The organism is Pseudomonas sp. GW821-FHT07F01, from assembly GCF_059418825.1.
On record NZ_JBWKQO010000006.1, the window covers coordinates 492,434 to 512,908 of the forward strand.

18 protein-coding genes and 1 riboswitch are annotated in these 20,475 nt (G+C 64.3%); of the genes, 12 read left to right on the forward strand and 6 right to left on the reverse strand.

Features of this window, described 5'->3' with window-relative positions:
* Nucleotides 1-16: 16 nt before the first annotated feature.
* From AC07R1_RS24030 to AC07R1_RS24045, 4 genes are all read right to left on the reverse strand, one after another.
* Complete coding sequence (locus AC07R1_RS24030) at nucleotides 17-988, reverse strand: hypothetical protein (RefSeq protein WP_019093038.1); 972 nt, start codon at nucleotides 986-988, stop codon at nucleotides 17-19.
* A 41-nt stretch (nucleotides 989-1,029) separates the two neighbouring features.
* On the reverse strand, nucleotides 1,030-1,842 hold the full coding sequence (locus tag AC07R1_RS24035) for an aldo/keto reductase (protein ID WP_015633920.1): 813 nt from the start codon (nucleotides 1,840-1,842) through the stop codon (nucleotides 1,030-1,032).
* Complete coding sequence (locus AC07R1_RS24040) at nucleotides 1,839-3,014, reverse strand: NAD(P)/FAD-dependent oxidoreductase (protein WP_093406913.1); 1,176 nt, start codon at nucleotides 3,012-3,014, stop codon at nucleotides 1,839-1,841. Before AC07R1_RS24040 ends, AC07R1_RS24035 begins: the two co-directional genes overlap by 4 nt.
* Nucleotides 3,015-3,124: 110 nt before the next feature.
* Nucleotides 3,125-3,457 (reverse strand): DMT family transporter, encoded by a 333-nt coding sequence (locus AC07R1_RS24045; RefSeq protein ID WP_011058907.1) that lies wholly within the window; start codon nucleotides 3,455-3,457, stop codon nucleotides 3,125-3,127.
* Between the two features lie 110 nt (nucleotides 3,458-3,567).
* Here AC07R1_RS24045 and AC07R1_RS24050 point away from each other — a divergent pair, with 110 nt between their 5' ends.
* The gene (locus AC07R1_RS24050; protein WP_015633922.1) at nucleotides 3,568-4,452 is read left to right on the forward strand and encodes a LysR family transcriptional regulator; all 885 of its coding nucleotides are present in this window, start codon (nucleotides 3,568-3,570) and stop codon (nucleotides 4,450-4,452) included.
* A 22-nt stretch (nucleotides 4,453-4,474) separates the two neighbouring features.
* Entirely contained in the window at nucleotides 4,475-5,755 is a 1,281-nt protein-coding gene (waaA, locus tag AC07R1_RS24055) for a lipid IV(A) 3-deoxy-D-manno-octulosonic acid transferase (RefSeq protein ID WP_495110999.1), read from the forward strand.
* Nucleotides 5,756-5,854: 99 nt separating this feature from the next.
* Here the strand turns inward: waaA and AC07R1_RS24060 are convergent, their stop codons facing one another.
* Nucleotides 5,855-7,285, reverse strand: a complete 1,431-nt coding sequence (locus tag AC07R1_RS24060) for a TolC family outer membrane protein (protein WP_011058910.1) — start codon at nucleotides 7,283-7,285, stop codon at nucleotides 5,855-5,857.
* Nucleotides 7,286-7,482: 197 nt separating this feature from the next.
* A riboswitch (TPP riboswitch) is annotated at nucleotides 7,483-7,587 on the forward strand.
* Between the two features lie 164 nt (nucleotides 7,588-7,751).
* Here AC07R1_RS24060 and thiC point away from each other — a divergent pair.
* Both thiC and cytX read left to right on the forward strand, forming a co-directional pair.
* Nucleotides 7,752-9,641, forward strand: a complete 1,890-nt coding sequence (thiC, locus tag AC07R1_RS24065; RefSeq protein WP_011058911.1) for a phosphomethylpyrimidine synthase ThiC — start codon at nucleotides 7,752-7,754, stop codon at nucleotides 9,639-9,641.
* Nucleotides 9,642-9,870: 229 nt separating this feature from the next.
* Nucleotides 9,871-11,163 (forward strand): putative hydroxymethylpyrimidine transporter CytX, encoded by a 1,293-nt coding sequence (gene cytX / locus AC07R1_RS24070; RefSeq protein WP_019093041.1) that lies wholly within the window; start codon nucleotides 9,871-9,873, stop codon nucleotides 11,161-11,163.
* Here cytX and AC07R1_RS24075 read toward each other — a convergent pair.
* Nucleotides 11,132-11,878, reverse strand: coding sequence for an RsiV family protein (locus AC07R1_RS24075; protein ID WP_103290459.1), 747 nt, complete (start codon nucleotides 11,876-11,878; stop codon nucleotides 11,132-11,134). The genes cytX and AC07R1_RS24075 overlap by 32 nt on opposite strands.
* 225 nt (nucleotides 11,879-12,103) lie before the next feature.
* Here AC07R1_RS24075 and AC07R1_RS24080 point away from each other — a divergent pair, with 225 nt between their 5' ends.
* The 8 genes from AC07R1_RS24080 to parC all read left to right on the forward strand — a co-directional run bounded on the left by AC07R1_RS24080 (nucleotide 12,104) and on the right by parC (nucleotide 20,469).
* A complete protein-coding gene (locus AC07R1_RS24080; RefSeq protein WP_011058914.1) occupies nucleotides 12,104-12,721 on the forward strand; it encodes an NUDIX domain-containing protein in 618 nt (205 codons plus the stop codon).
* Entirely contained in the window at nucleotides 12,712-13,164 is a 453-nt protein-coding gene (locus tag AC07R1_RS24085; protein ID WP_011058915.1) for a DUF1249 domain-containing protein, read from the forward strand. The genes AC07R1_RS24080 and AC07R1_RS24085 overlap by 10 nt, the downstream gene beginning before the upstream one ends.
* Before the next feature lie 99 nt (nucleotides 13,165-13,263).
* Nucleotides 13,264-14,079: a 3',5'-cyclic-AMP phosphodiesterase gene (cpdA, locus tag AC07R1_RS24090; RefSeq protein ID WP_041115433.1), complete on the forward strand. Its 816-nt coding sequence runs from the start codon at nucleotides 13,264-13,266 to the stop codon at nucleotides 14,077-14,079.
* 67 nt (nucleotides 14,080-14,146) lie between these two features.
* The gene (locus AC07R1_RS24095) at nucleotides 14,147-14,755 is read left to right on the forward strand and encodes a YqiA/YcfP family alpha/beta fold hydrolase (protein WP_015633927.1); all 609 of its coding nucleotides are present in this window, start codon (nucleotides 14,147-14,149) and stop codon (nucleotides 14,753-14,755) included.
* 42 nt (nucleotides 14,756-14,797) lie between these two features.
* Nucleotides 14,798-16,702 (forward strand): DNA topoisomerase IV subunit B, encoded by a 1,905-nt coding sequence (gene parE / locus AC07R1_RS24100; RefSeq protein WP_011058918.1) that lies wholly within the window; start codon nucleotides 14,798-14,800, stop codon nucleotides 16,700-16,702.
* On the forward strand, nucleotides 16,702-17,685 hold the full coding sequence (locus tag AC07R1_RS24105; RefSeq protein ID WP_077933261.1) for an esterase-like activity of phytase family protein: 984 nt from the start codon (nucleotides 16,702-16,704) through the stop codon (nucleotides 17,683-17,685). Before parE ends, AC07R1_RS24105 begins: the two co-directional genes overlap by 1 nt.
* Nucleotides 17,682-18,203, forward strand: a complete 522-nt coding sequence (locus tag AC07R1_RS24110; protein WP_011058920.1) for a retropepsin-like aspartic protease family protein — start codon at nucleotides 17,682-17,684, stop codon at nucleotides 18,201-18,203. The genes AC07R1_RS24105 and AC07R1_RS24110 overlap by 4 nt, the downstream gene beginning before the upstream one ends.
* 7 nt (nucleotides 18,204-18,210) lie before the next feature.
* Nucleotides 18,211-20,469 (forward strand): DNA topoisomerase IV subunit A, encoded by a 2,259-nt coding sequence (parC, locus tag AC07R1_RS24115; protein ID WP_495111000.1) that lies wholly within the window; start codon nucleotides 18,211-18,213, stop codon nucleotides 20,467-20,469.
* The last annotated feature ends 6 nt before the right edge of the window (nucleotides 20,470-20,475 follow it).

Consider the following 20,475-nt stretch of genomic DNA (forward strand, 5'->3'; position numbering starts at 1 on the left):
GCGCCTTTTTTTTGCCTCAGCCCTGGCGCCGGGCCTTGCCGGGGACGATCTTGCGCAGGATCTGCCGGGCCCGGCCGGTTAGTCGCGATAGCTTCGACGCCTTTTGCGGTGGCTCCAGGCCCCGCTGCCTGAGCCAGTCCTTCCAGCGAATCCGCTCGTCACTCACCACCCAGCCTTCCTGCTGGGCGAAGCTTTCCGCCAGGTACAGGCCGCGGGTGCTGGCCGGATGCAACTGGTCTTTCTTCAGGGTGTAGAGCTCGGCGCAGGGCTCGCCGTTGTCCAGGGGCATCAGGTACAGGTCCGGGCGCTTGCGGTCCAGCCGTGCCACCAGTTGGTCGCCCTCCAGGCGCTCGTCGACGTGGAACAGGCTCAGGGACTTGGCTTCCCTCGGCACGTCCAGGCGCAGGTCGTAGATCAACTGCAGTGAGGCGGTGGGCAGGTGCACATAGGCCCGGGGACGCTCCAGCAACTGCAGGTTGCCACAGCGCACCGGCAGCGCCGCCCCGGACAGCGGGGTCAGGCGAAAGGGCAGGGCTTCGCGATAGTGCAGGGCGCCGGCATAGGGCGCAGGCAGCCAGGTGTCGTTGAAGCGCCCACCGAGCCAGCCTTCGGGGGTTTCCAGCAGGCATTCCTCGGCAATTTCCTGGATCGCGGTATGCAGTGGCAGGTTGAGCTCGTGAGCCGGGACATAGCCGGAAATCAGCTTGAGCACCACATCGCCGCGATCCTGGCGGCGCTGGCGCACCAGCACCCAGTAGTCGCGGTTCTGCCAGTGCAGGGTCAGGCGCACCGAGACCCCGAGGTTGGCCAGCTCCAGGGCGAAGCGCTGATTGTCGGCCACCGTCACCGCGCGCCGGCGCTGCAGGGTCTGAGCGAAGTTCAGCGGCATTCCGACGCTCTGGTAGCTCAAGCCTTCGGGAGTCGCTTCGACGAACAGGGGCAGGGTCTTGAAGTTGCTGGGGTTCTTTCTAATGAGCGGTCGCGACATCTCGGCTCCTTCTTGCGTCGGGGTCGGCCGCGTCGGCGGCATCAGTTCTTGCCAAGGACCTGCGCCACAGTCGACACGTTGTGGGCCAGGTGCAAGGGATTGATGGTCCCGACAATAGCACTGGCGACACCGGGCCGGTCAAACAGCAGCTCGAAGCTGGCCCGCACCGGATCGATGCCCGGGCTCAGGCAGACGTGGCCGCTGGCAAGCGCCTTTTTCACCAGGATGCCCTTGTGGTGAGCGGTAGCGTAGTCAATGACTGCCCGCTCGGCCTGTTCGTTCAGATTGTAGGTAACCATGGCGCAATCGCCTTGCTCCAGGGCCTTCAGGCCGCCGTCTACGGTCTTGCCGGAGAAACCGAAGCCACGGATCTTGCCCTCCTGCTTGAGCTGCGCCAGGGCCTGGTAGACCTCGCACTGCTCGAGGATCGCCAGGTCGTTGCCGTCGGAATGCACCAGCACCAGGTCGATGAAGTCGGTTTCCAGGCGTTGCAGGCTGCGCTCCACGGACATTCGGGTATGGGCCGCGCTGAAATCGTGCCGCGACAGGCCATCGGCGAACTCTTCGCCGACCTTGCTGACAATCACCCATTCCTGGCGCTGGCCGCGCAGTAGCGGGCCCAGGCGCTCTTCGCTGCGGCCGTAGGCCGGAGCGGTGTCGATCAGGTTGATGCCCAGGTCGCGGGTCAGCTTGAGCAGCATGCGGGCCTCCTGGTCGTCGGGGATCTGGAAGCCGTTGGGGTATTTCACGCCCTGGTCGCGGCCCAGTTTCACCGTGCCCAGACCCAGGGGCGACACCAGCAGGCCGGTGCTGCCCAAGGGGCGATGCAGATCGTGCAGGGTTGGCTGGCTCATGGCAGCAGTTGCTCCCAGGCTGGTTGCGCCAGGGGCGGCTTGGGCAGTTCGGGCAGGGCCTGGTCGGCGGCGGGGCGAATGCCGTCGCGCTCCAGGGCAGCCAGGACCCGGTCGGCGAAGTCCGGTGCCAGGGCCAGCTTGGTCGGCCAGCCCACCAGCAGGCGATCCTGCTCGGCGAGGAAGGCGTTGTCCGGGCGGGCCAGGCCCGACTGTGCCGGTTCGGCGCGGTCGACCCGCAGGGTGGCCCATTGCGCCTGGCTCAAGTCGATCCAGGGCAGCAGTTGCCCCAGTTCCTTCTGGGCTGCGGCAATCTGCGCTGCCGGTTCCCGGGCCACGCCCTCGGCTTCGGCGATATCGCCCCCCAGGTACCAGACCCACTGGCCGTCGGCGGCCGGGTGAGTGGTGACGGTGATCCGTGGTTTTGGCCCGCCGCCCAGGCAGTGGGCGTACAGCGGTTTCAGGCTCGGGCCCTTGACCAGCACCATGTGCAATGGTCGCCGTTGCATGGCGGGCTGGCTCAGGCCGGCCGCTTGCAGCAGCTCGGCATTGCCGGCTCCGGCGCTGAGGACAATGCGTTGCGCGCGGATTTCCCGCCCGTCGACCCGCAGGCCCAGCAGTTGGCCGTTCTCCAGGAGGGGCTCGATCTTCTGCCCGGCCAGCAGGCTGTCTCCCGCCAGGTGCGCGAGGCGCTCGATCAGGCTCGGCACATCCACTACCAGTTCGGCGAGGCGGTAGACCTTGCCCTTGAAGCGCTTGTCCTGCAGGGCCGGGGGCAGTTGCTCGCCCTTGACCTGATCGACCCGCCCGCGTACCGCCTTGCTGGCGAAGAAGCTGGTGAGGTTGCCGGCCAGGGTGCCGGGGGACCAGAGGTAGTGGGCCTCGGACAGCAGGCGCACGCCGGACAGGTCCAGCTCGCCATTGCCCGCCAGGGCTTCGCGCCAGCGCCGTGGCATGTCGGCAATGGCCTCGGAGGCGCCAGTGAGGGCGCCGTGCAGGGCGTATTTGGCGCCGCCGTGGATGATCCCCTGGGATTTCACGCTCTGTCCGCCGCCGAGACTGGCGCTTTCCACCAGCACGGTGGAGAAACCCAGGCGTTGCAGGCGAGCGTTGAGCCAGAGACCGGCGACGCCTGCGCCGACAATCAGCACATCGGTGGAAATAGCGGATGGCATGCAGCGACCTCGGTAAGTAAAACGAAGCCGCAAGTTTCAAGCCTCAGGCCTCAAGCTGCAAGCTTGGCGCTCACTCTGGCCGCTTGAGGCGTGTGGCGTGAGGCTGCTTTCTAGTGCCCGGCGGTTTTCGAGAACAACTGGATCACCACCACGCCGAGGACGATCAGCGCCATGCCCAGCATCGCCGGGATATCCAGCTTCTGGCCGTACAGAAACAGCGCGGCGATGCTCACCATGACGATGCCCATGCCGGCCCATACCGCGTAGGCCACGCCCACCGGCACCGTGCGCACCACCAGGGTCAGCATCCAGAAGGCCACGCCGTAGCCGACGATGATCAATGCCAGGGGCAGCGGAGTGCTCAGGCCCTTGACCGCTTTCATTGAAACAGTGGCGATCACTTCCGCGCAGATGGCGATAGCCAGGTAGTAGTAAGCGTTCATGGGAGGGTTCCTCGGGGCTGGGACTGCTTTATGAGGTCGGCATTCTAGAGAAAGTTCAGATGGGGTAAAGTCATTACCTATCTGGATGATAGATAGGTTGTGCCATGAACATGCAATGGAACCTGGAGCAGTTGCGCCTGTTTGTCGGGGTCGCCGAACTGCGTTCGTTTTCTGCCGTGGCCCGCCAGCAGCGCAAGGCGCAATCGGCCATCAGCAGTGCCATCGCCCAGCTGGAGGATGACCTGGGAGTGAGCCTGTTCGAACGCAGCAGTGGCCGCCAGCCAAGGCTGACGGAGGCGGGCAGTGCACTGTTGCAGGAAGCGCGGGAGATCCTGCGCCAGTGCGACCGCCTCAATGGCCGGGCGCTCGCCTTGATGCGCGGCCAGGAAGCGCGGTTGCGCCTGGCCCAGGACGAAGCGATGCCCTATCAGCCGGTGCTCGACAGCCTGGAGGCCCTGGCGGAACACTTTCCCAGCCTGGAGGTGCAACTGGCCAGCGGGGCCCAGGGCGACGTAGCGCGCAAACTGGTGGAGCGCCGGGCCGACCTGGGGTTGCTGTTTCACCATGAGCAGATGCCGGAAACTTTGGAGCGCCGGGCCCTGGGCAGTGTGGAGATGGTCACTGTCTGCGCCGTGGGGCATCCGCTGGCCCATGAAAAAAGGGTCAACCGCCAGTTGCTGGCGCTACACCGGCAGTTGCTCATCGCTCCGCAAGCCAGTGGCTACCCCGGTGGTGAGCAGGTCAGCCCCCAGGTCTGGCGGGCTGACAGCTTCTACGTCCTGGCCGAATGGCTGATGCGCGGGCTGGGCTGGGCCTGGCTGCCACGGCATGTGGTGCAGTACCCGGCCTATCAGAACCAGATGGTGGAGCTGGCCAGCCAATGGACGCCCCCGGCACTGGTGGTGGAGCTGGCCTGGCGCCGTGACGAACCTCTGGGCCCCGCGGCGCACTGGCTGGCAGAACGTTTTGCCGTGCACCTGAAGGCGATCGGCTAAAAAACCGATAAACTCCGCCGCCATGAATAGAACTCTCTATACCGCATTGTTTTACCTGGGGCTGCCGTTGGTAGCGATCCGCCTGTGGCTGCGCTCGCGCAAGGCGCCGGCTTATGCCAAGCGCATTGGCGAGCGTTTCTCTCTCGGCTTGCCGAGCATGCAACCCGGTGGCATCTGGGTGCATGCGGTGTCGGTGGGCGAGAGCATCGCTGCCGCGCCGATGATCCGGGCGCTGCTGGCGCGTTATCCACAGCTGCCGATTACCGTGACCTGCATGACTCCCACCGGCTCCGAGCGCATCCACGCGCTGTTTGCCAACGAGCCGCGGATCCAGCACTGCTACCTGCCCTACGACTTGCCTTGCGCCGCGGCGCGGTTTCTCGATCGGGTGCAGCCCAAGCTGGCGGTGATCATGGAAACCGAACTGTGGCCCAACCATATCGACCAGTGTGCCCGGCGCGGGATTCCGGTAGCCCTGGCCAATGCCCGGTTGTCCGAGCGTTCGGCCAAGGGCTATGGGCGTTTTGCTCGGCTGACCGCACCGATGCTGGCGCAGATGAGCCTGTTCGCGGTGCAGACCGAAGCCGAGGCCCAGCGTTTCCTCCGGCTTGGGGCCCGCCCCGAGACTGTGCAAGTGACCGGATCGATCAAGTTCGACCTGAGCATCGACCCGCAGTTGCTGCAGCGGGCCACCGAGCTGCGCCAGCAATGGCAGGCCATGGAGCGCCCGGTGTGGATCGCCGCCAGTACCCACGAGGGCGAAGACGCGGTGGTGCTCGATGCCCACCGGCAACTGCTGGGCAATTACCCCAATGCCTTGCTGATCCTGGTGCCGCGGCACCCGGAGCGCTTCGACTCGGTGCATGAGCTGTGCCGGCAGCAGGGCTTTACCACGGTACGCCGTTCTGCAGCCGAGCCGGTGCTTGCCACCACCTCGGTGCTGCTGGGGGACACCATGGGCGAATTGCTGTTCCTCTATGCCCTGGCCGACAGCGCCTTTGTCGGCGGCAGCCTGGTGCCCAACGGTGGGCACAACCTGCTGGAGCCGGCAGCCCTGGCCAAGCCGGTGATCAGCGGGCCGCATCTGTTCAATTTCCTGGAAATCGCCGCGATGCTGCGTGAGGCCGGAGCCTTGCAGGAAGTGGACGATGCCGAGGGGCTCGCGGTGGCGGTGCAGCGTCTGTTCGAGCTACCCCAGGATGCGCGCAAGATGGCCGACGCCGGGCTCAAGGTGCTCAAGGCCAACCAGGGTGCCTTGCAACGGCTGCTCGATGGCCTTGGCCGCCTCCTGGGCAGGCACTGATCGTCGCCTTCGGTAGCCGCTGTCGCATGGCCGTAAAAGACCGTTACACCGCCATGAAAAAGGCCACCGCAAAGGTGGCCTTTTTCATGCCTGCGACCTTCAGGGGCGGGCCCTGAGCTGCTCCTGGGCGGCCTTGGCCAGGTCTGGCGGCAGGAAGTCGCGATCCGGGTTGTAGTCGGCCTTGAGATAGCGCGACAGGTCCTGCAGGTCCCCCGGATTGAGGGTGCCGGCCGCCTGTTTCAGGCGCAGGTTGTCGAGGATGTAGTCGTAGCGGCTGTTGTTGTAGTTGCGCACCGAGGTGTACAGCTGGCGCTGGGCGTCGAGCACATCGACGATATTGCGCGTGCCCACCTGGTAGCCGATCTCCGTGGCCTCCACTGCGCTCTGGTTGGAAATGATCGACTGGCGCCGGGCCTGGACCTGCTCGACATCGGTGTTCACCGCGCGGTGCAGGTTGCGGGTGTTTTCCACCACCTGGCGGCGCAGGGATTCACGCTGTTGCTCGGTCTGGCTCAGGCGCGAGTAGGATTCGCGCACCTGGGAGCTGGTCAGGCCGCCGCTGTAGATCGGAATGTTCAGTTGCAGGCCGATGGAGCGCTGTTCGACGTCGCTGCCATAGCGCGTCAGCGGGTTGGGGTTGCTGAAGCCCAAAGCATCGTTGTCGCCTTTCTTGTACTGCGCCACTGCGTCCAGGGTCGGCGCATGCCCGGCCTTGCGCTGCTTGAGGGTTTCCTCGGCGGCGCTGACTGCGTAGTTGCTGGCCAGCAGGTTGAGGTTCTGCTTGGCGGCGGTGTCCACCCAGGCCTTGGCGTCGTTGGGGGTCGGCGCCAGCACTGGCAGGGTATGGACGATGCCCTGGATCGAGTTGTACTCGCGGTTGGTCAGGGTGATCAGGGCCTCGAAGGCATCATCCACCTGGCGCTGGGCAAGGATCCGGTTGGCCCGGGCAGTATCGTAGCTGGCCTGGGATTGCAGGACGTCGGTCTTGTCCGACAGGCCCACGTCGAAGCGTTCGTTGGATTGGTCCAGCTGACGCTTGAAGGCCGCTTCCTCGGCCTTGGTCGAGGCCAGGTTGTCCTGGGCGCGCAACACCGCGAAGTAGTTCTCCGCGCTCTGCAGGATCAGGTTCTGCTCGGTGGCCGAGAGTTGCAGGGAAGCCTGTTCGTTGATGTCCTTGGCCGCCTGCAGCTGGAACCAGCGGTCGGCCCGGAACAGTGGCTGGGCCAGGGTCGCCTGGTAGACGTTGCCGCTGCGGGTAGAGGTCATCGACGGTTCGTCGAACTTGGTGCGGGTGTTGTTCATGTCCGCGCCGGCCGAAAGGTTGGGCAGCAACCCGGCACGAGCCTGGGGCACCACTTCCTTCTGGGCACCGTACTGGGCGCGCGCAGCGGCCAGATCGGCGTTGTTGTCCACCGCTTCCTGGTAGACGCTGACCAGATCGGTCTTGGTGGTCAAAGGCGCTTCTGCTGCCCAGGCCATTCCATTGGACGCACAAGACACGGCAACAGCCAGTGAGAGTTTGCGCAGCATTCGGCGATCCCTAGAGTTGATATTACGGCAATAATTCAGGCGCCAAGGCTAAGGCGCGACCCACAGAGCGTCAAGGTTCGACACAGGGCAACGAGTGTAGATGCGCTGGGGGGTGGCAACAATCCTGCAATTACGCCATTCATCATGCTGATCGTACGGGGGGTTGGCGTTCTGCTGTGGCTTTGTCTAGACTGGCCCGGTTCTTGTCGGGGTGCCTTGCTATGAGGCTGAGATCGGATAATCCGGATCCCGTTGAACCTGATCAGGTTAGCGCCTGCGTAGGGAACAAGATTTCTCGTCACCCGGCGAGTCCTCTTGTGCTTCGTCCGGGATGTTGTTCGACAATCGAACACCCCTCGAGTACCAAGCACTGCACTCAACTAGTTGCCTAGCCAGGGTGCGTCCGTCCGTTACAGGTTCGCTCCGACAAAAATCCACTGCCTGGATGCTGTCTGGAGAGCCCGTGATGACTACAAAATTAAAAAACGCTAGCAACCTCAGTGAGTCGGCCCAAGTCGACCAACAATCGGTTCAGCCCTTTACCCGCTCGCAAAAAGTCTATGTCCAGGGTTCGCGCCCGGACATCCGCGTGCCCATGCGCGAAATCACCCTGGACGTGACCCCCACCGACTTCGGCGGCGAGATCAACGCCCCGGTGACCGTGTATGACACCTCCGGCCCTTACACCGATCCGAACGTGGTGATCGATGTGCGCAAGGGCCTGGGCGATGTGCGTTCGGCGTGGATCGAGGACCGTGGCGACACCGAGCGTCTGGCGGGCCTGAGCTCCAACTTCGGCCAGCAGCGCCTGGCCGACCCGGAGCTGACCAAGCTGCGCTTCGCCCACGTCAACAACCCGCGCCGGGCCAAGGCCGGGGCCAACGTCAGCCAGATGCACTACGCGCGCAAAGGCATCATCACCGCCGAGATGGAATACGTCGCCATCCGCGAAAACATGAAGCTGCAGGAGGCCCGTGCCGCCGGCCTGCTGAAGCAGCAACACGCCGGCCACAGCTTCGGCGCCAGCATCCCCAAGGAAATCACCCCAGAGTTCGTCCGCGAGGAAATCGCCCGTGGCCGCGCCATCATCCCGGCCAACATCAACCACGTCGAACTGGAACCGATGATCATCGGCCGCAACTTCCTGGTGAAGATCAACGGCAACATCGGCAACAGTGCCCTGGGTTCCTCCATCGAGGAAGAAGTGGCGAAACTGACCTGGGGCATCCGCTGGGGTTCGGACACGGTGATGGACCTGTCCACCGGCAAGCACATCCATGAAACCCGCGAGTGGATCATCCGCAACTCGCCGGTGCCGATCGGTACCGTACCGATCTACCAGGCCCTGGAAAAGGTCAACGGCGTGGCCGAGGACCTGACCTGGGAGCTGTTCCGCGACACCCTGATCGAGCAGGCCGAGCAGGGCGTGGACTACTTCACCATCCACGCAGGCGTCTTGCTGCGTTACGTGCCGCTGACCGCCAAGCGGGTCACCGGCATCGTGTCCCGGGGTGGCTCGATCATGGCCAAGTGGTGCCTGGCGCACCACAAGGAGAACTTCCTCTACACCCACTTCGACGAAATCTGCGAAATCATGAAGGCCTACGACGTCAGCTTCTCCCTGGGAGATGGCCTGCGCCCGGGGTCGATTGCCGACGCCAACGACGAAGCCCAGTTCGGCGAACTGGAAACCCTCGGCGAGCTGACCAAGATCGCCTGGAAGCATGACGTGCAGTGCATGATCGAAGGCCCGGGCCACGTGCCGATGCAGTTGATCAAGGAGAACATGGACAAGCAGTTGGAGTGCTGCGACGAGGCGCCGTTCTACACCCTCGGCCCGCTGACTACCGACATTGCCCCCGGCTACGACCACATCACCTCCGGTATCGGTGCGGCGATGATCGGCTGGTTCGGCTGCGCCATGCTCTGCTACGTCACGCCCAAGGAACACCTGGGCCTGCCGAACAAGGATGACGTGAAGACCGGGATCATCACCTACAAGATCGCCGCGCATGCTGCGGATCTGGCGAAAGGTCATCCGGGCGCGCAGATCCGCGACAACGCCTTGTCCAAGGCGCGTTTCGAGTTCCGCTGGGAAGACCAGTTCAACCTCGGCCTGGACCCGGACACCGCCCGTTCGTACCACGACGAGACCCTGCCCAAGGATTCGGCCAAGGTCGCGCATTTCTGCTCCATGTGCGGGCCGAAGTTCTGCTCGATGAAGATCACCCAGGAAGTGCGTGAGTACGCAGCCAACCAGCGTATCGAAGCGGTGGATGTGGATGTCGCCAAGGGCCTGGCGGAACAGGCCGAGCGCTTCAAGCAGGAAGGCAGCCAGCTGTACAAGAAAGTCTGACCCCTCTCTGCAGGAGCGGGCTTGCCCGCGAACCAGGCGCCGCGCTCTCGACAAGGTGGCGCTTTCGCTGGCAAGCCGGCTCCTGCAGAGGCTGGGCGTTCGAGATAGCCCCCGTGAACATTCCTGTAGGAGCGGGCTTGCCCGCGAACCGGGCGCCGCGCTCTCGACAAGGTGGCGCTTTCGCCGGCAATCCGGCTCCTGCAGACCCTATTCCTTCGAGATATCAACCTTGAGCAGTCCAATCAGTACCTACTCTCCCGATCTCGCGGTACCGGCCGACAAGCGCGTGTTTGGCGCCCGCGATCTGTTTTCCCTGTGGTTCTCCCTCGGTATCGGCCTGATGGTGCTGCAGACCGGCGCCTTGCTGGCGCCAGGCCTGGGGCTGGCCCATTCGCTGCTGGCGATCCTGCTCGGCACCGCGGTCGGCGTTCTGCTGCTGGCGGCGGTGGGGGTGATCGGCAGCGACACCGGCCTGTCGTCCATGGCTGCGCTCAAACTCAGCCTGGGCCGGCGCGGTGCCAGCCTGCCGGCACTGTTGAACCTGTTGCAACTGGTGGGCTGGGGCTCGTTTGAAATCATCGTCATGCGCGATGCCGCGAGCCTCCTGGGCAGCCGGGCCTTCAGCGAAGGCAGCCTGCTGGCCAACCCGTTGCTCTGGACCCTGTTTTTCGGTGCCCTGGCCACCTTGCTGGCGGTCAGCGGGCCCTTGACCTTCGTCCGGCAGATCCTGCGCAAATGGGGAATCTGGTTGTTGTTGGCCGCCTGCCTGTGGCTGACCTGGAACCTCTTCGCCCGAGCCGACCTGGCGGCGCTCTGGGCCCAGGCCGGGGACGGCTCGATGCCGTTCGCCGTGGGTTTCGATATCGCCATCGCCATGCCCTTGTCCTGGTTACCGCTGATCGCCGACTACTCGCGGTTCGGCAAGCGCGCCAAGAGCGTGTTCGGTGGCACGGCCCTGGGCTTTTTCATCGGCAATTTCTGGTTGATGAGCCTGGGCGTCGCCTACACCCTGGCCTTCGCTCCCAGTGGTGAAGTGAATGCCTTGCTGCTGGCGCTGGCCGGGGCCGGGCTGGGGATTCCGTTGCTGCTGATTCTGCTGGACGAATCGGAGAATGCCTTTGCCGATATCCATTCGGCGGCGGTTTCCAGCGGCATCCTGCTGCGCCTCAAGGTCGAGCACCTGGCGCTGGCCATAGGCGTGCTCTGCACCCTGATCGCCTGCCTGGCGCCATTGGCCCAGTACCAGAACTTCCTGTTGCTGATCGGTTCGGTATTCGCGCCGCTGTTTGGCGTGGTGCTGGTGGATCACTTCATCCTGCGTCGGCGCTCGGGGCAGAACCCGGCGTCAGCCTTGCGCTGGCCGGCGCTGCTGGCCTGGCTGGGTGGGGTGAGCACCTATCATCTGTTGGCCAATCTGTACCCGGATATCGGCGCAACCCTGCCGTCACTGGTGCTGGCAGGGCTGCTGCAATGGCTGTTGGGCCGGGCTTTCAGTTACCGCCAGGAAACAGCTCGGGCTTGAGCACGCCCTTGAGGCGGTCGTAGGGGATCTGCAGTTCGATGTGGCCCAGGACCGAGGGCGCGATGGTGGTGACGTCGTACTTGAGGGTCACGGCGTTGCGGGTCAGCGCTACGTTCTGGGTCTTCTGGAAGGGCCAGGTCTTCACGAACTCGGCCTCGCGATCCAGGTGAGTGCTGATCAGCCAGTTGTTGTGGGCGACCCGCGCGGCCTTCCAGAACATCTCTTCCTGGCCGGGCAGGAGCATGTCCGCCAGGTTCAGGGCCTTGTGCTGCTGGCGTGAATAGTTGACGAAGCCACGGCCCGGGGTGCCGTTGGCGGCGCCGGTGTCCAGGTAACTGGCCAGTTCGATGATCACCAGGCCGTCATGCTGCTCGCGTAGCTTGGATTGCAGGTACATGCCGTGGCGGTCCGGCGCGCTACGCAGGAACTGCTCGCGATAGGCCGCAAGGCTGGCCGGCAGTGCAGCATCGGGGCTGGTGCGGGTCATTTGCAGCAGGCGCTTTTCAATGATGGCATCCAGCTGCGGTTCGGCGGGGAAGTGCACGGTGTCGAGGTTGACCAGCGGGCAGTCGGCGCCGCTGCAGCCGGGCTTGAGTTGTTCGGACTTGTCCCGGGTGGTTTCCAGCGGGGTCATGTAGCTGGGTTGAAACAGGCTTTGGCAGGCGCCCAGGGTCAGGGCGATACAGGCCACGGAGGCGATTTTGACAAGCGACATGGGCGTCCTTCATAAACCAGGGGGGAGGCAAAAGTTACCGGCTTCGACTGCCTGCGAGGCAGTCGGTTCGCCACTAAGCTCAATAGAGGTAATTAGAGTAGGTTTAGCCCCTCGCCGTCTATCCCGCTGAGGGTAAAGGGGCTGCATGATCAGCTGCGAGCGCGTTAGGATGGCGCGAAGTCGAGGGGGATCCTCGGATTGAACATGCTGTACACGAGGATTGTTATGACTGACTTTGCCAACTCCACGCCGAGTGCCGTCGAGATCATCCGGCGCGAAAACTGTTTCCAGGGTTTCTACCGGCTCGATCGCCTGCAACTGCGTCATGAGCTGTTCGCCGGTGGCATGGGGCGTGAAATCAATCGTGAAGTCTTTGTCCGTCACGATGCGGTCTGCGTACTGCCGTACGACCCGCAGCGCGATGAGGTGGTGCTGATCGAACAGTTCCGCGTCGGTGCCATGGGCAAGACGGCTTCGCCCTGGCTGGTGGAACTGGTGGCCGGGCTGATCGACAAGGACGAGCAGCCGGAACAGGTTGCCCGCCGCGAGGCGCAGGAGGAAGCTGGCCTGGACATCTCGGCGCTGTGGCCGATGACCCAGTACTTCCCGTCGCCCGGTGGCAGCACCGAATTCGTCCATCTGTACCTGGGGCGTTGCGACAGCAGCGCCGCCGGTGGGCTGCATGGGCTGGAGGAAGAGGCGGAAGACATTCGGGTGTGCGTGATGGCCTATGAGGATGCCTTGCAGGCCATGCGCGACGGGCGGATTTGCAATGCCGCCAGCATCATTGCCTTGCAGTGGCTGGCGCTCAATCGCGCGGAAGTGAGGGGGTTATGGTCGTAAACAAGGTACGCGACCGCTATCGGGTGGATCTCGCGGGGCTGCAAGCTTCCTGCGAGGCCAACTACGCCCGGCTGATGCGACTGCTGCCCGACATGCGCAACCAGCCCGTGGCGCGGCGCATCGCCGTGACCCAGGGCGACCAGATGCTCGGCGTACTGGCCCTGGAGGTGGTACTGGCCTGCCCGTATACCACCACCTTGCAGGTGCGCCAGGAGCACAGCCTGCCCTGGCTGCCTGTGCCGCAGCTGGAAGTGCAGGTCTATCACGACGCGCGCATGGCGGAAGTCATCAGTGCCGAACATGCCCGGCGTTTTCGCAGCATCTATCCCTATCCCAATGCCTTCATGCACCAGCCTGATGAAAAGGCCCAGCTGAACGTGTTCCTCGGCGAGTGGCTGAGCCACTGCCTGGCCTGCGGTCACGAGTTCGAAGCCGTGCGCTAGATGTGAACTGGGTCCGCTTCCCAGGTTTCCTCTTTTTCACTTCCCCCAGCATAATTACCCCCTTCTTCACGCTTTGTGATCTTGCTCCGGGAGAACGCCGTGCCAAGCGTATCCGCACTGACTGCCGCCGACCCCGTGTTGCTGGTGCAGCTGTCCGATAGCCATCTGTTTGCCGAGACGGACGGCACGCTCTTGGGCATGAACACCGCCGACAGCCTGCAACGGGTCATCGACCTGGTGTTGGCGCAGCAGCCACGGATCGACCTGATGCTGGCCACCGGCGACCTGTCCCAGGACGGCACGCTGGAGTCCTATCAACGCTTTCGCCAACTGACCCGGCAGATTGCCGCCCCAGGCCGCTGGCTGCCGGGCAACCACGACGAACCGCAGGTCATGGAGCAGGCCGCCAGCGGCAGTGACTTGCTGGACCCGGTGGTGGACATCGGCAACTGGCGCATCACCCTGCTGGACTCGGCGGTGCCGGGTTCGGTACCGGGTTATCTGCAGGATGAGCAGTTGCAACTGCTGACCCGCTCCCTGCGCGAAGCACCAGAGCGGCACCACCTGGTCTGCCTGCATCACCATCCGGTGTCCATCGATTGCGCCTGGATGGAGCCCATCGGCCTGCGCAATGCCCAGGCGCTGTTTGCCGTGATCGACGCTTTCCCCCAGGTGCGCGCCGTGCTCTGGGGGCATGTTCACCAGGAGATCGATCGCCTGCGGGGCGACGTGCGGCTATTGGCCTCACCTTCCACCTGCATCCAGTTCGAGCCCTTGAGCGACGACTTCAAGGTCGAGGAGCAGGTGCCGGGCTACCGTTGGTTGCGGCTGCTGCCCGATGGACGGCTGGAAACCGGCGTGCAGCGGGTCGAAGGCTATGAATTCACCATCGACTACGGTAGCGAAGGCTACTGAAGCGGCTGCGTAACCTGGCCCCATCCCTGTAAACTGCGGCTTTTGCCCAGGTGCACAGGGAGCTCGCATGTCCGGTTCGATCCTCTATATCCACGGCTTCAACAGTGCTCCGGCATCGACCAAGGCCTCCCAGTTGCGCCAGGTCATGGAGCAGCTCGGCCTGGCCGGGCAACTGCGGGTGCCGGCCCTGCATCACCATCCGCGCCAGGCCATTGGCCAGCTGGAACAGGCGATTGCCGAACTCGGTCGTCCATTGCTGGTCGGCAGCTCGCTCGGCGGCTACTATGCGACTCACCTTGCCGAGCGCTATGGTCTGAAGGCCCTGCTGATCAACCCTGCTGTCAGCCCGCACCGGATGTTCGACGGTTATCTGGGCACGCAGAAGAACCTGTACACCGACGAGACCTGGGAGCTGACCCACGACCATGTCGCGGCCCTGGCAGCGCTGGAAGTGGCGCCACCCCAGGACCCTGAGCGTTATCAGGTGTGGTTGCAGACCGGGGACGAGACGCTGGACTATCGCAGCGCCGAGCGCTACTACCGCGCCTGTGCCTTGCGCATACAGGCCGGCGGCGATCATAGTTTCCAAGGTTTTGCCGGACAATTGCCGGCGATGTTGAATTTTGCCGGCATCACTGCCGATCAGTACCAGGCGATCGACTTCACTGCACTGTGAGCCTTCGCCCCATATTCATTGAACGACTAACGACGAGAACCCATGGCCACTCCCAGCGCTAGCTCTTATAACGCAGACGCCATCGAAGTCCTCTCGGGACTCGACCCGGTGCGCAAACGCCCGGGCATGTACACCGACACCACGCGGCCCAATCATTTGGCCCAGGAAGTCATCGACAACAGCGTCGACGAAGCCCTGGCCGGCCATGCGAAGTCGATACAGGTCATCCTGCACGCCGACCATTCCCTGGAAGTGTCCGACGACGGCCGCGGCATGCCCGTGGACATCCACCCGGAAGAAGGCGTGTCCGGGATCGAGCTGATCCTCACCAAGCTCCACGCCGGCGGCAAGTTCTCCAACAAGAACTACCAGTTCTCCGGCGGTCTGCACGGGGTGGGCATCTCCGTGGTCAACGCCTTGTCGAACCAGGTGCGGGTGCGGGTCAAGCGCGACGGCAACGAATACCAGATGACTTTCGCCGACGGCTACAAGGCCACCGAGCTGGAAGTGGTCGGCACCGTGGGCAAGCGCAACACCGGCACCAGCGTGTACTTCGCTCCGGACCCAAAATACTTCGACTCGCCGAAATTCTCCGTCAGCCGTCTCAAGCACGTGCTCAAGGCCAAGGCCGTACTCTGCCCGGGGCTGCTGGTGAGCTTCGAGGACAAGTCCAGCGGCGAGAAGGTCGAGTGGCACTACGAAGATGGCCTGCGCTCCTACCTGGTGGATGCGGTCAGTGAATTCGAACGCCTGCCGGCCGAGCCGTTCTGCGGCAGCCTGGCAGGGAACAAGGAAGCGGTGGACTGGGCCCTGTTGTGGCTGCCCGAAGGCGGCGACAGCGTCCAGGAAAGCTACGTCAACCTGATCCCCACGGCCCAGGGCGGCACCCATGTCAACGGCCTGCGCCAGGGCCTGCTGGATGCCATGCGCGAGTTCTGCGAGTTCCGCAACCTGCTGCCCCGCGGCCTGAAGCTGGCCCCGGAAGACGTCTGGGAGCGCATTGCCTTTGTCCTGTCGATGAAAATGCAGGATGCGCAGTTCTCCGGCCAGACCAAGGAGCGCCTGTCTTCCCGCGAGGCGGCGGCGTTCGTTTCCGGTGTGGTCAAGGACGCCTTCAGCCTGTGGCTCAACGCCAACCCCGAGCTGGGCATGCAACTGGCGGAGCTGGCCATCAGCAACGCCGGGCGCCGCTTGAAGGCCAGCAAGAAGGTCGAGCGCAAGCGCATTACCCAGGGCCCGGCACTGCCAGGCAAGCTGGCGGACTGTGCCGGCCAGGACCCGATGCGCTCCGAGCTGTTCCTGGTGGAAGGTGACTCCGCCGGCGGTTCGGCCAAGCAGGCGCGGGACAAGGAGTTCCAGGCGATCCTGCCGTTGCGCGGCAAGATCCTCAACACCTGGGAAGTGGACGGCAGCGAGGTCCTGGCCAGTCAGGAAGTGCACAACATCGCCGTGGCCATCGGGGTCGATCCGGGCGCCGAGGACATGAGCCAGCTGCGCTACGGCAAGATCTGCATCCTCGCCGACGCCGACTCCGACGGCTTGCACATCGCTACCTTGCTGTGTGCCTTGTTCGTCCAGCATTTCCGTCCGCTGGTGGATGCCGGTCACGTCTACGTGGCCATGCCGCCGCTGTACCGCATCGACCTGGGCAAGGAGATCTACTACGCCCTGGATGAAGCCGAGCGCGACGGCATTCTCGACCGCCTGGTGGCCGAGAAGAAGCGCGGCAAGCCACAGGTCACCCGATTCAAGGGGCTGGGTGAAATGAACCCGCCGCAACTGCGCGAGACCACCATGGACCCGAACACCCGGCGCCTGGTGCAGTTGACCCTGGACGACGTCGAGGCCACCGCGGAAATCATGGACATGCTGCTGGCCAAGAAGCGCGCCGGTGATCGCAAGTCCTGGCTGGAGTCCAAGGGCAACCTGGCCGAGGTGCTGGCCTGATGCACAGAGGTTTTGCCCTGGCCCTGGCGCTATTGGCAACCTCGGTGGTGGCCGCGCCGGCGCCCGAACTGAAACTGCTGTCCGAGCATCCTGTGCAAGGCATGCGCGGCGGCAATCTGTCCGGGCTGGCGCTGTGTGGTCAGGAGCTCTGGACCGTCTCCGATCGCGACGACGAGCAGATCTACAGGCTCGATACTCGGAACACTGTCTGGCAGGCCGAGACCGTCGGGATCGAGGTGCCTGCGGTGCCGGATTCCGGCTTGCCCTGGGGCTTGAAGGTGCGGACCTGGGCGGCGTCCTTCGTGCGTGGCGGCGACCTGGATTTCGAGGGCATCACCTGTGATGCCGCCGGCAACAAATATGTGGTCAGCGAAGCCCATGCCGCGGTGCTGCAGGTTCCGGCGCAAGGCGCGCCGGCCTGGTTGAAGATTTCCCCGATCATGGTGCGCGAAGCCCGAGCCAGCGGCATGCTGCTGCACTTCAATGCCCTGTTCGAAGGGCTGGCGGTCAACCCTGCCGGGGATCGGATCTGGCTGGCGGCGGAACGCGAGCGGCGCGGGCTGCTGTTGATCAAGCGTGGCCAGACCACTTGGGACTGCGATGGCGGTTGCGTGCTGCTCAGTGAAGCAGGGGCGCTAATGCAGCCTGAGCAGATGCCCAACGCCAAGGCCGTATCCCGTGACTTTGCCGACCTGTCGCTGTTTGACGGCAAGCTGTTCACCCTGGAGCGCAACGCCTATCAGATCTGTCGCCGGGACGCGCTGAGCGCCAAGGTCGAGCAGTGCTGGTCGTATGCTGGCGAAGCACTGGTGGAGCATCGGCGTTATCCACAGCCCTACGGGTTGGCGGAAGCCCTGGTGGTGGACGCCAAGGGCGCCTGGATTGGCCTGGACAACAACAACGGTGCTCGCGCCGACGGGGAGGCCCGACCGATCGTCTGGCGTTTTGCAGCTCCCGAAGGCGGCTGGAGTGCCAAGCCGTGAGCCAGCAACCGGGCAAGAGTGCCGGGCGGGTGATGCTGATCATGGCCTGGGCGGCGGCGCTGTTCCTGGCCACGCGGTTCTTTGCCGACTGGGAAGCGCACCAGGAGAACCCCAACACTGTCGTCAGTTCGCAACAACATGAGGGTTACATCGAAGTGCAACTGGCGGGCAATCGCCAGGGGCATTTCGTCGCCAGCGGCCATATCAACGGGCGGCCGGTGCAATTCATGCTCGACACCGGGGCCACCGATGTCTCGGTACCTGCGGATCTCGCTGAACGTCTGGGCCTGGAGCGCGGTGCGCCGGTCACCCTGAGCACGGCCAATGGGCGCAGCGAGGGTTATCGGACCCGTATCGAACTCCTGCAGCTGGGGGATATCGTGCTGCGGGACGTGGCCGCCCTGGTGGCTCCGGGGCTCGACGGCGACCAGGTTCTGCTGGGCATGAGCGCTTTGAAAAAACTTGAATTTACTCAGCGCGGCGGCAGCATGCTGCTGCGCCAGACTACGAACCAATGAGGCCCGCATGAGCGACTCCCTTGATCTCAGCCTGGATGGCGTAGAACGCCGGTCACTGGCTGACTTCACCGAAAATGCCTACCTCAACTACTCCATGTACGTGATCATGGACCGTGCTCTGCCGCATATCGGCGACGGCCTGAAACCGGTACAGCGGCGTATCGTCTACGCCATGAGTGAGCTGGGGCTGGATGCCGATTCCAAGCACAAGAAATCCGCGCGTACCGTGGGTGACGTGCTCGGCAAGTTCCACCCGCACGGCGATTCGGCCTGCTATGAGGCCATGGTGCTGATGGCCCAGCCTTTCAGTTACCGCTACACGCTGGTGGACGGCCAGGGCAACTGGGGTGCGCCGGACGATCCCAAGTCCTTCGCTGCCATGCGTTACACCGAGGCGCGCCTGTCGCGCTATTCCGAAGTGCTGCTCAGCGAACTGGGCCAGGGCACTGCGGACTGGGGGCCGAACTTCGACGGCACGCTGCAGGAGCCGCTGGTACTGCCGGCACGCCTGCCGAACATCCTGCTCAACGGCACCACCGGCATCGCCGTGGGCATGGCCACCGATGTGCCCCCGCACAACCTGCGGGAAGTGGCTTCGGCCTGCGTGCGTTTGCTGGATGAGCCCAAGGCCACGGTCGAGCAGCTCTGTGAGCATATCCAGGGCCCGGACTACCCCACCGAAGCCGAGATCATCACCCCGCGTGCCGACCTGCTGAAGATCTACGAAACCGGCCGTGGCTCGGTGCGCATGCGCGCCGTGTACCGGGTCGAGGACGGCGACATCATCGTCACCGCGCTGCCGCACCAGGTCTCCGGGGCCAAGGTGCTGGAACAGATCGCCGGCCAGATGCAGGCCAAGAAGCTGCCGATGGTGGCCGACCTGCGTGACGAGTCGGACCATGAAAACCCGTGCCGCATCGTGATCATCCCGCGCTCCAACCGGGTCGACGCCGATGAGTTGATGCAGCACCTGTTCGCCACCACCGAGCTGGAATCCACCTACCGGGTCAACATCAACATCATTGGCCTGGACGGCAAGCCGCAGTTGAAGAACCTGCGGGCCCTGCTGGTGGAGTGGCTGGAGTTCCGGGTCACCACCGTGCGTCGCCGGCTGCAGTTCCGCCTGGACAAGGTCGAGCGTCGCCTGCATCTGTTGGACGGTTTGCTGATCGCCTACCTCAACCTGGATGAAGTGATCCACATCATCCGTACCGAGGAGCATCCACGGGCCAAGCTGATCGAGCGTTTCGCCCTGAGCGAAATCCAGGCCGACTACATCCTCGACACGCGCCTGCGCCAATTGGCGCGTCTGGAAGAGATGAAGCTGCGGGCCGAACAGGATGAGTTGCTCAAGGAGCAGGCCAAGCTGCAAGCCTTGCTCAACAGCGAAGCCAAACTGAAGAAGCTGGTGCGCACCGAGTTGCTGCAAGACGCAGAAACCTACGGCGATGACCGCCGTTCGCCGATCGTCGCCCGGGCCGAGGCCAAGGCGCTGTCGGAAAACGAGCTGATGCCTACCGAGCCGGTGACTATCGTTCTGTCGGAAAAAGGCTGGGTGCGTTGCGCCAAGGGGCATGATATTGACGCCACTGGTCTGTCCTACAAGGCCGGCGATGGCTACAAGACCGCCGCGCCCGGGCGTTCCAACCAGTTCGCGGTGTTCATCGACTCCACCGGGCGCAGTTACTCGGTGGCGGCCCATACGCTGCCATCGGCCCGGGGTCAGGGCGAGCCGCTGACCGGCCGTCTGACGCCGCCGCCGGGTGCGACGTTCGAATGCGTGCTGCTGCCGGATGACGATGCCTTGTATGTGATCGCTTCTGACGCCGGCTACGGCTTCGTGGTCAAGGGCGAGGACCTGCAGGCCAAGAACAAGGCGGGCAAGGTGCTGTTGAGCCTGCCGAACAATGCCAAGGTGCTGGCGCCGCGGCCAGTGGCCGATCGTGAACAGAACTGGCTGGCTTCGGTGACCACCGAAGGGCGCCTGCTGGTGTTCAAGATCAGCGACCTGCCGCAGCTGGGCAAGGGCAAGGGCAACAAGATCATCGGCATTCCCGGTGAGCGCGTGGCCAGCCGCGAAGAGTACGTCACCGATATCGCGGTGCTGCCGGACGGCGCGACCCTGGTGCTGCAGGCTGGCAAGCGCACCTTGTCGCTGAAGGCTGACGATCTGGAGCACTACAAAGGCGAGCGCGGGCGCCGTGGCAACAAACTGCCTCGCGGCTTCCAGCGGGTGGATGCGTTGTTGGTAGAGCCTCTCAGTTAAGGGCGG

Coding starts and splice junctions, on each gene's coding strand:
- AC07R1_RS24030 (WP_019093038.1), bottom strand. CDS start 988: ATGTCGCGACCGCTCATTAGAAAGAACCCCAGCAACTTCAAGACCCTG.
- AC07R1_RS24035 (WP_015633920.1), bottom strand. CDS start 1,842: ATGAGCCAGCCAACCCTGCACGATCTGCATCGCCCCTTGGGCAGCACC.
- AC07R1_RS24040 (WP_093406913.1), bottom strand. CDS start 3,014: ATGCCATCCGCTATTTCCACCGATGTGCTGATTGTCGGCGCAGGCGTC.
- AC07R1_RS24045 (WP_011058907.1), bottom strand. CDS start 3,457: ATGAACGCTTACTACTACCTGGCTATCGCCATCTGCGCGGAAGTGATC.
- AC07R1_RS24050 (WP_015633922.1), top strand. CDS start 3,568: ATGCAATGGAACCTGGAGCAGTTGCGCCTGTTTGTCGGGGTCGCCGAA.
- waaA (WP_495110999.1), top strand. CDS start 4,475: ATGAATAGAACTCTCTATACCGCATTGTTTTACCTGGGGCTGCCGTTG.
- AC07R1_RS24060 (WP_011058910.1), bottom strand. CDS start 7,285: ATGCTGCGCAAACTCTCACTGGCTGTTGCCGTGTCTTGTGCGTCCAAT.
- thiC (WP_011058911.1), top strand. CDS start 7,752: ATGACTACAAAATTAAAAAACGCTAGCAACCTCAGTGAGTCGGCCCAA.
- AC07R1_RS24075 (WP_103290459.1), bottom strand. CDS start 11,878: ATGTCGCTTGTCAAAATCGCCTCCGTGGCCTGTATCGCCCTGACCCTG.
- AC07R1_RS24080 (WP_011058914.1), top strand. CDS start 12,104: ATGACTGACTTTGCCAACTCCACGCCGAGTGCCGTCGAGATCATCCGG.
- AC07R1_RS24085 (WP_011058915.1), top strand. CDS start 12,712: ATGGTCGTAAACAAGGTACGCGACCGCTATCGGGTGGATCTCGCGGGG.
- AC07R1_RS24095 (WP_015633927.1), top strand. CDS start 14,147: ATGTCCGGTTCGATCCTCTATATCCACGGCTTCAACAGTGCTCCGGCA.
- parE (WP_011058918.1), top strand. CDS start 14,798: ATGGCCACTCCCAGCGCTAGCTCTTATAACGCAGACGCCATCGAAGTC.
- AC07R1_RS24105 (WP_077933261.1), top strand. CDS start 16,702: ATGCACAGAGGTTTTGCCCTGGCCCTGGCGCTATTGGCAACCTCGGTG.
- parC (WP_495111000.1), top strand. CDS start 18,211: ATGAGCGACTCCCTTGATCTCAGCCTGGATGGCGTAGAACGCCGGTCA.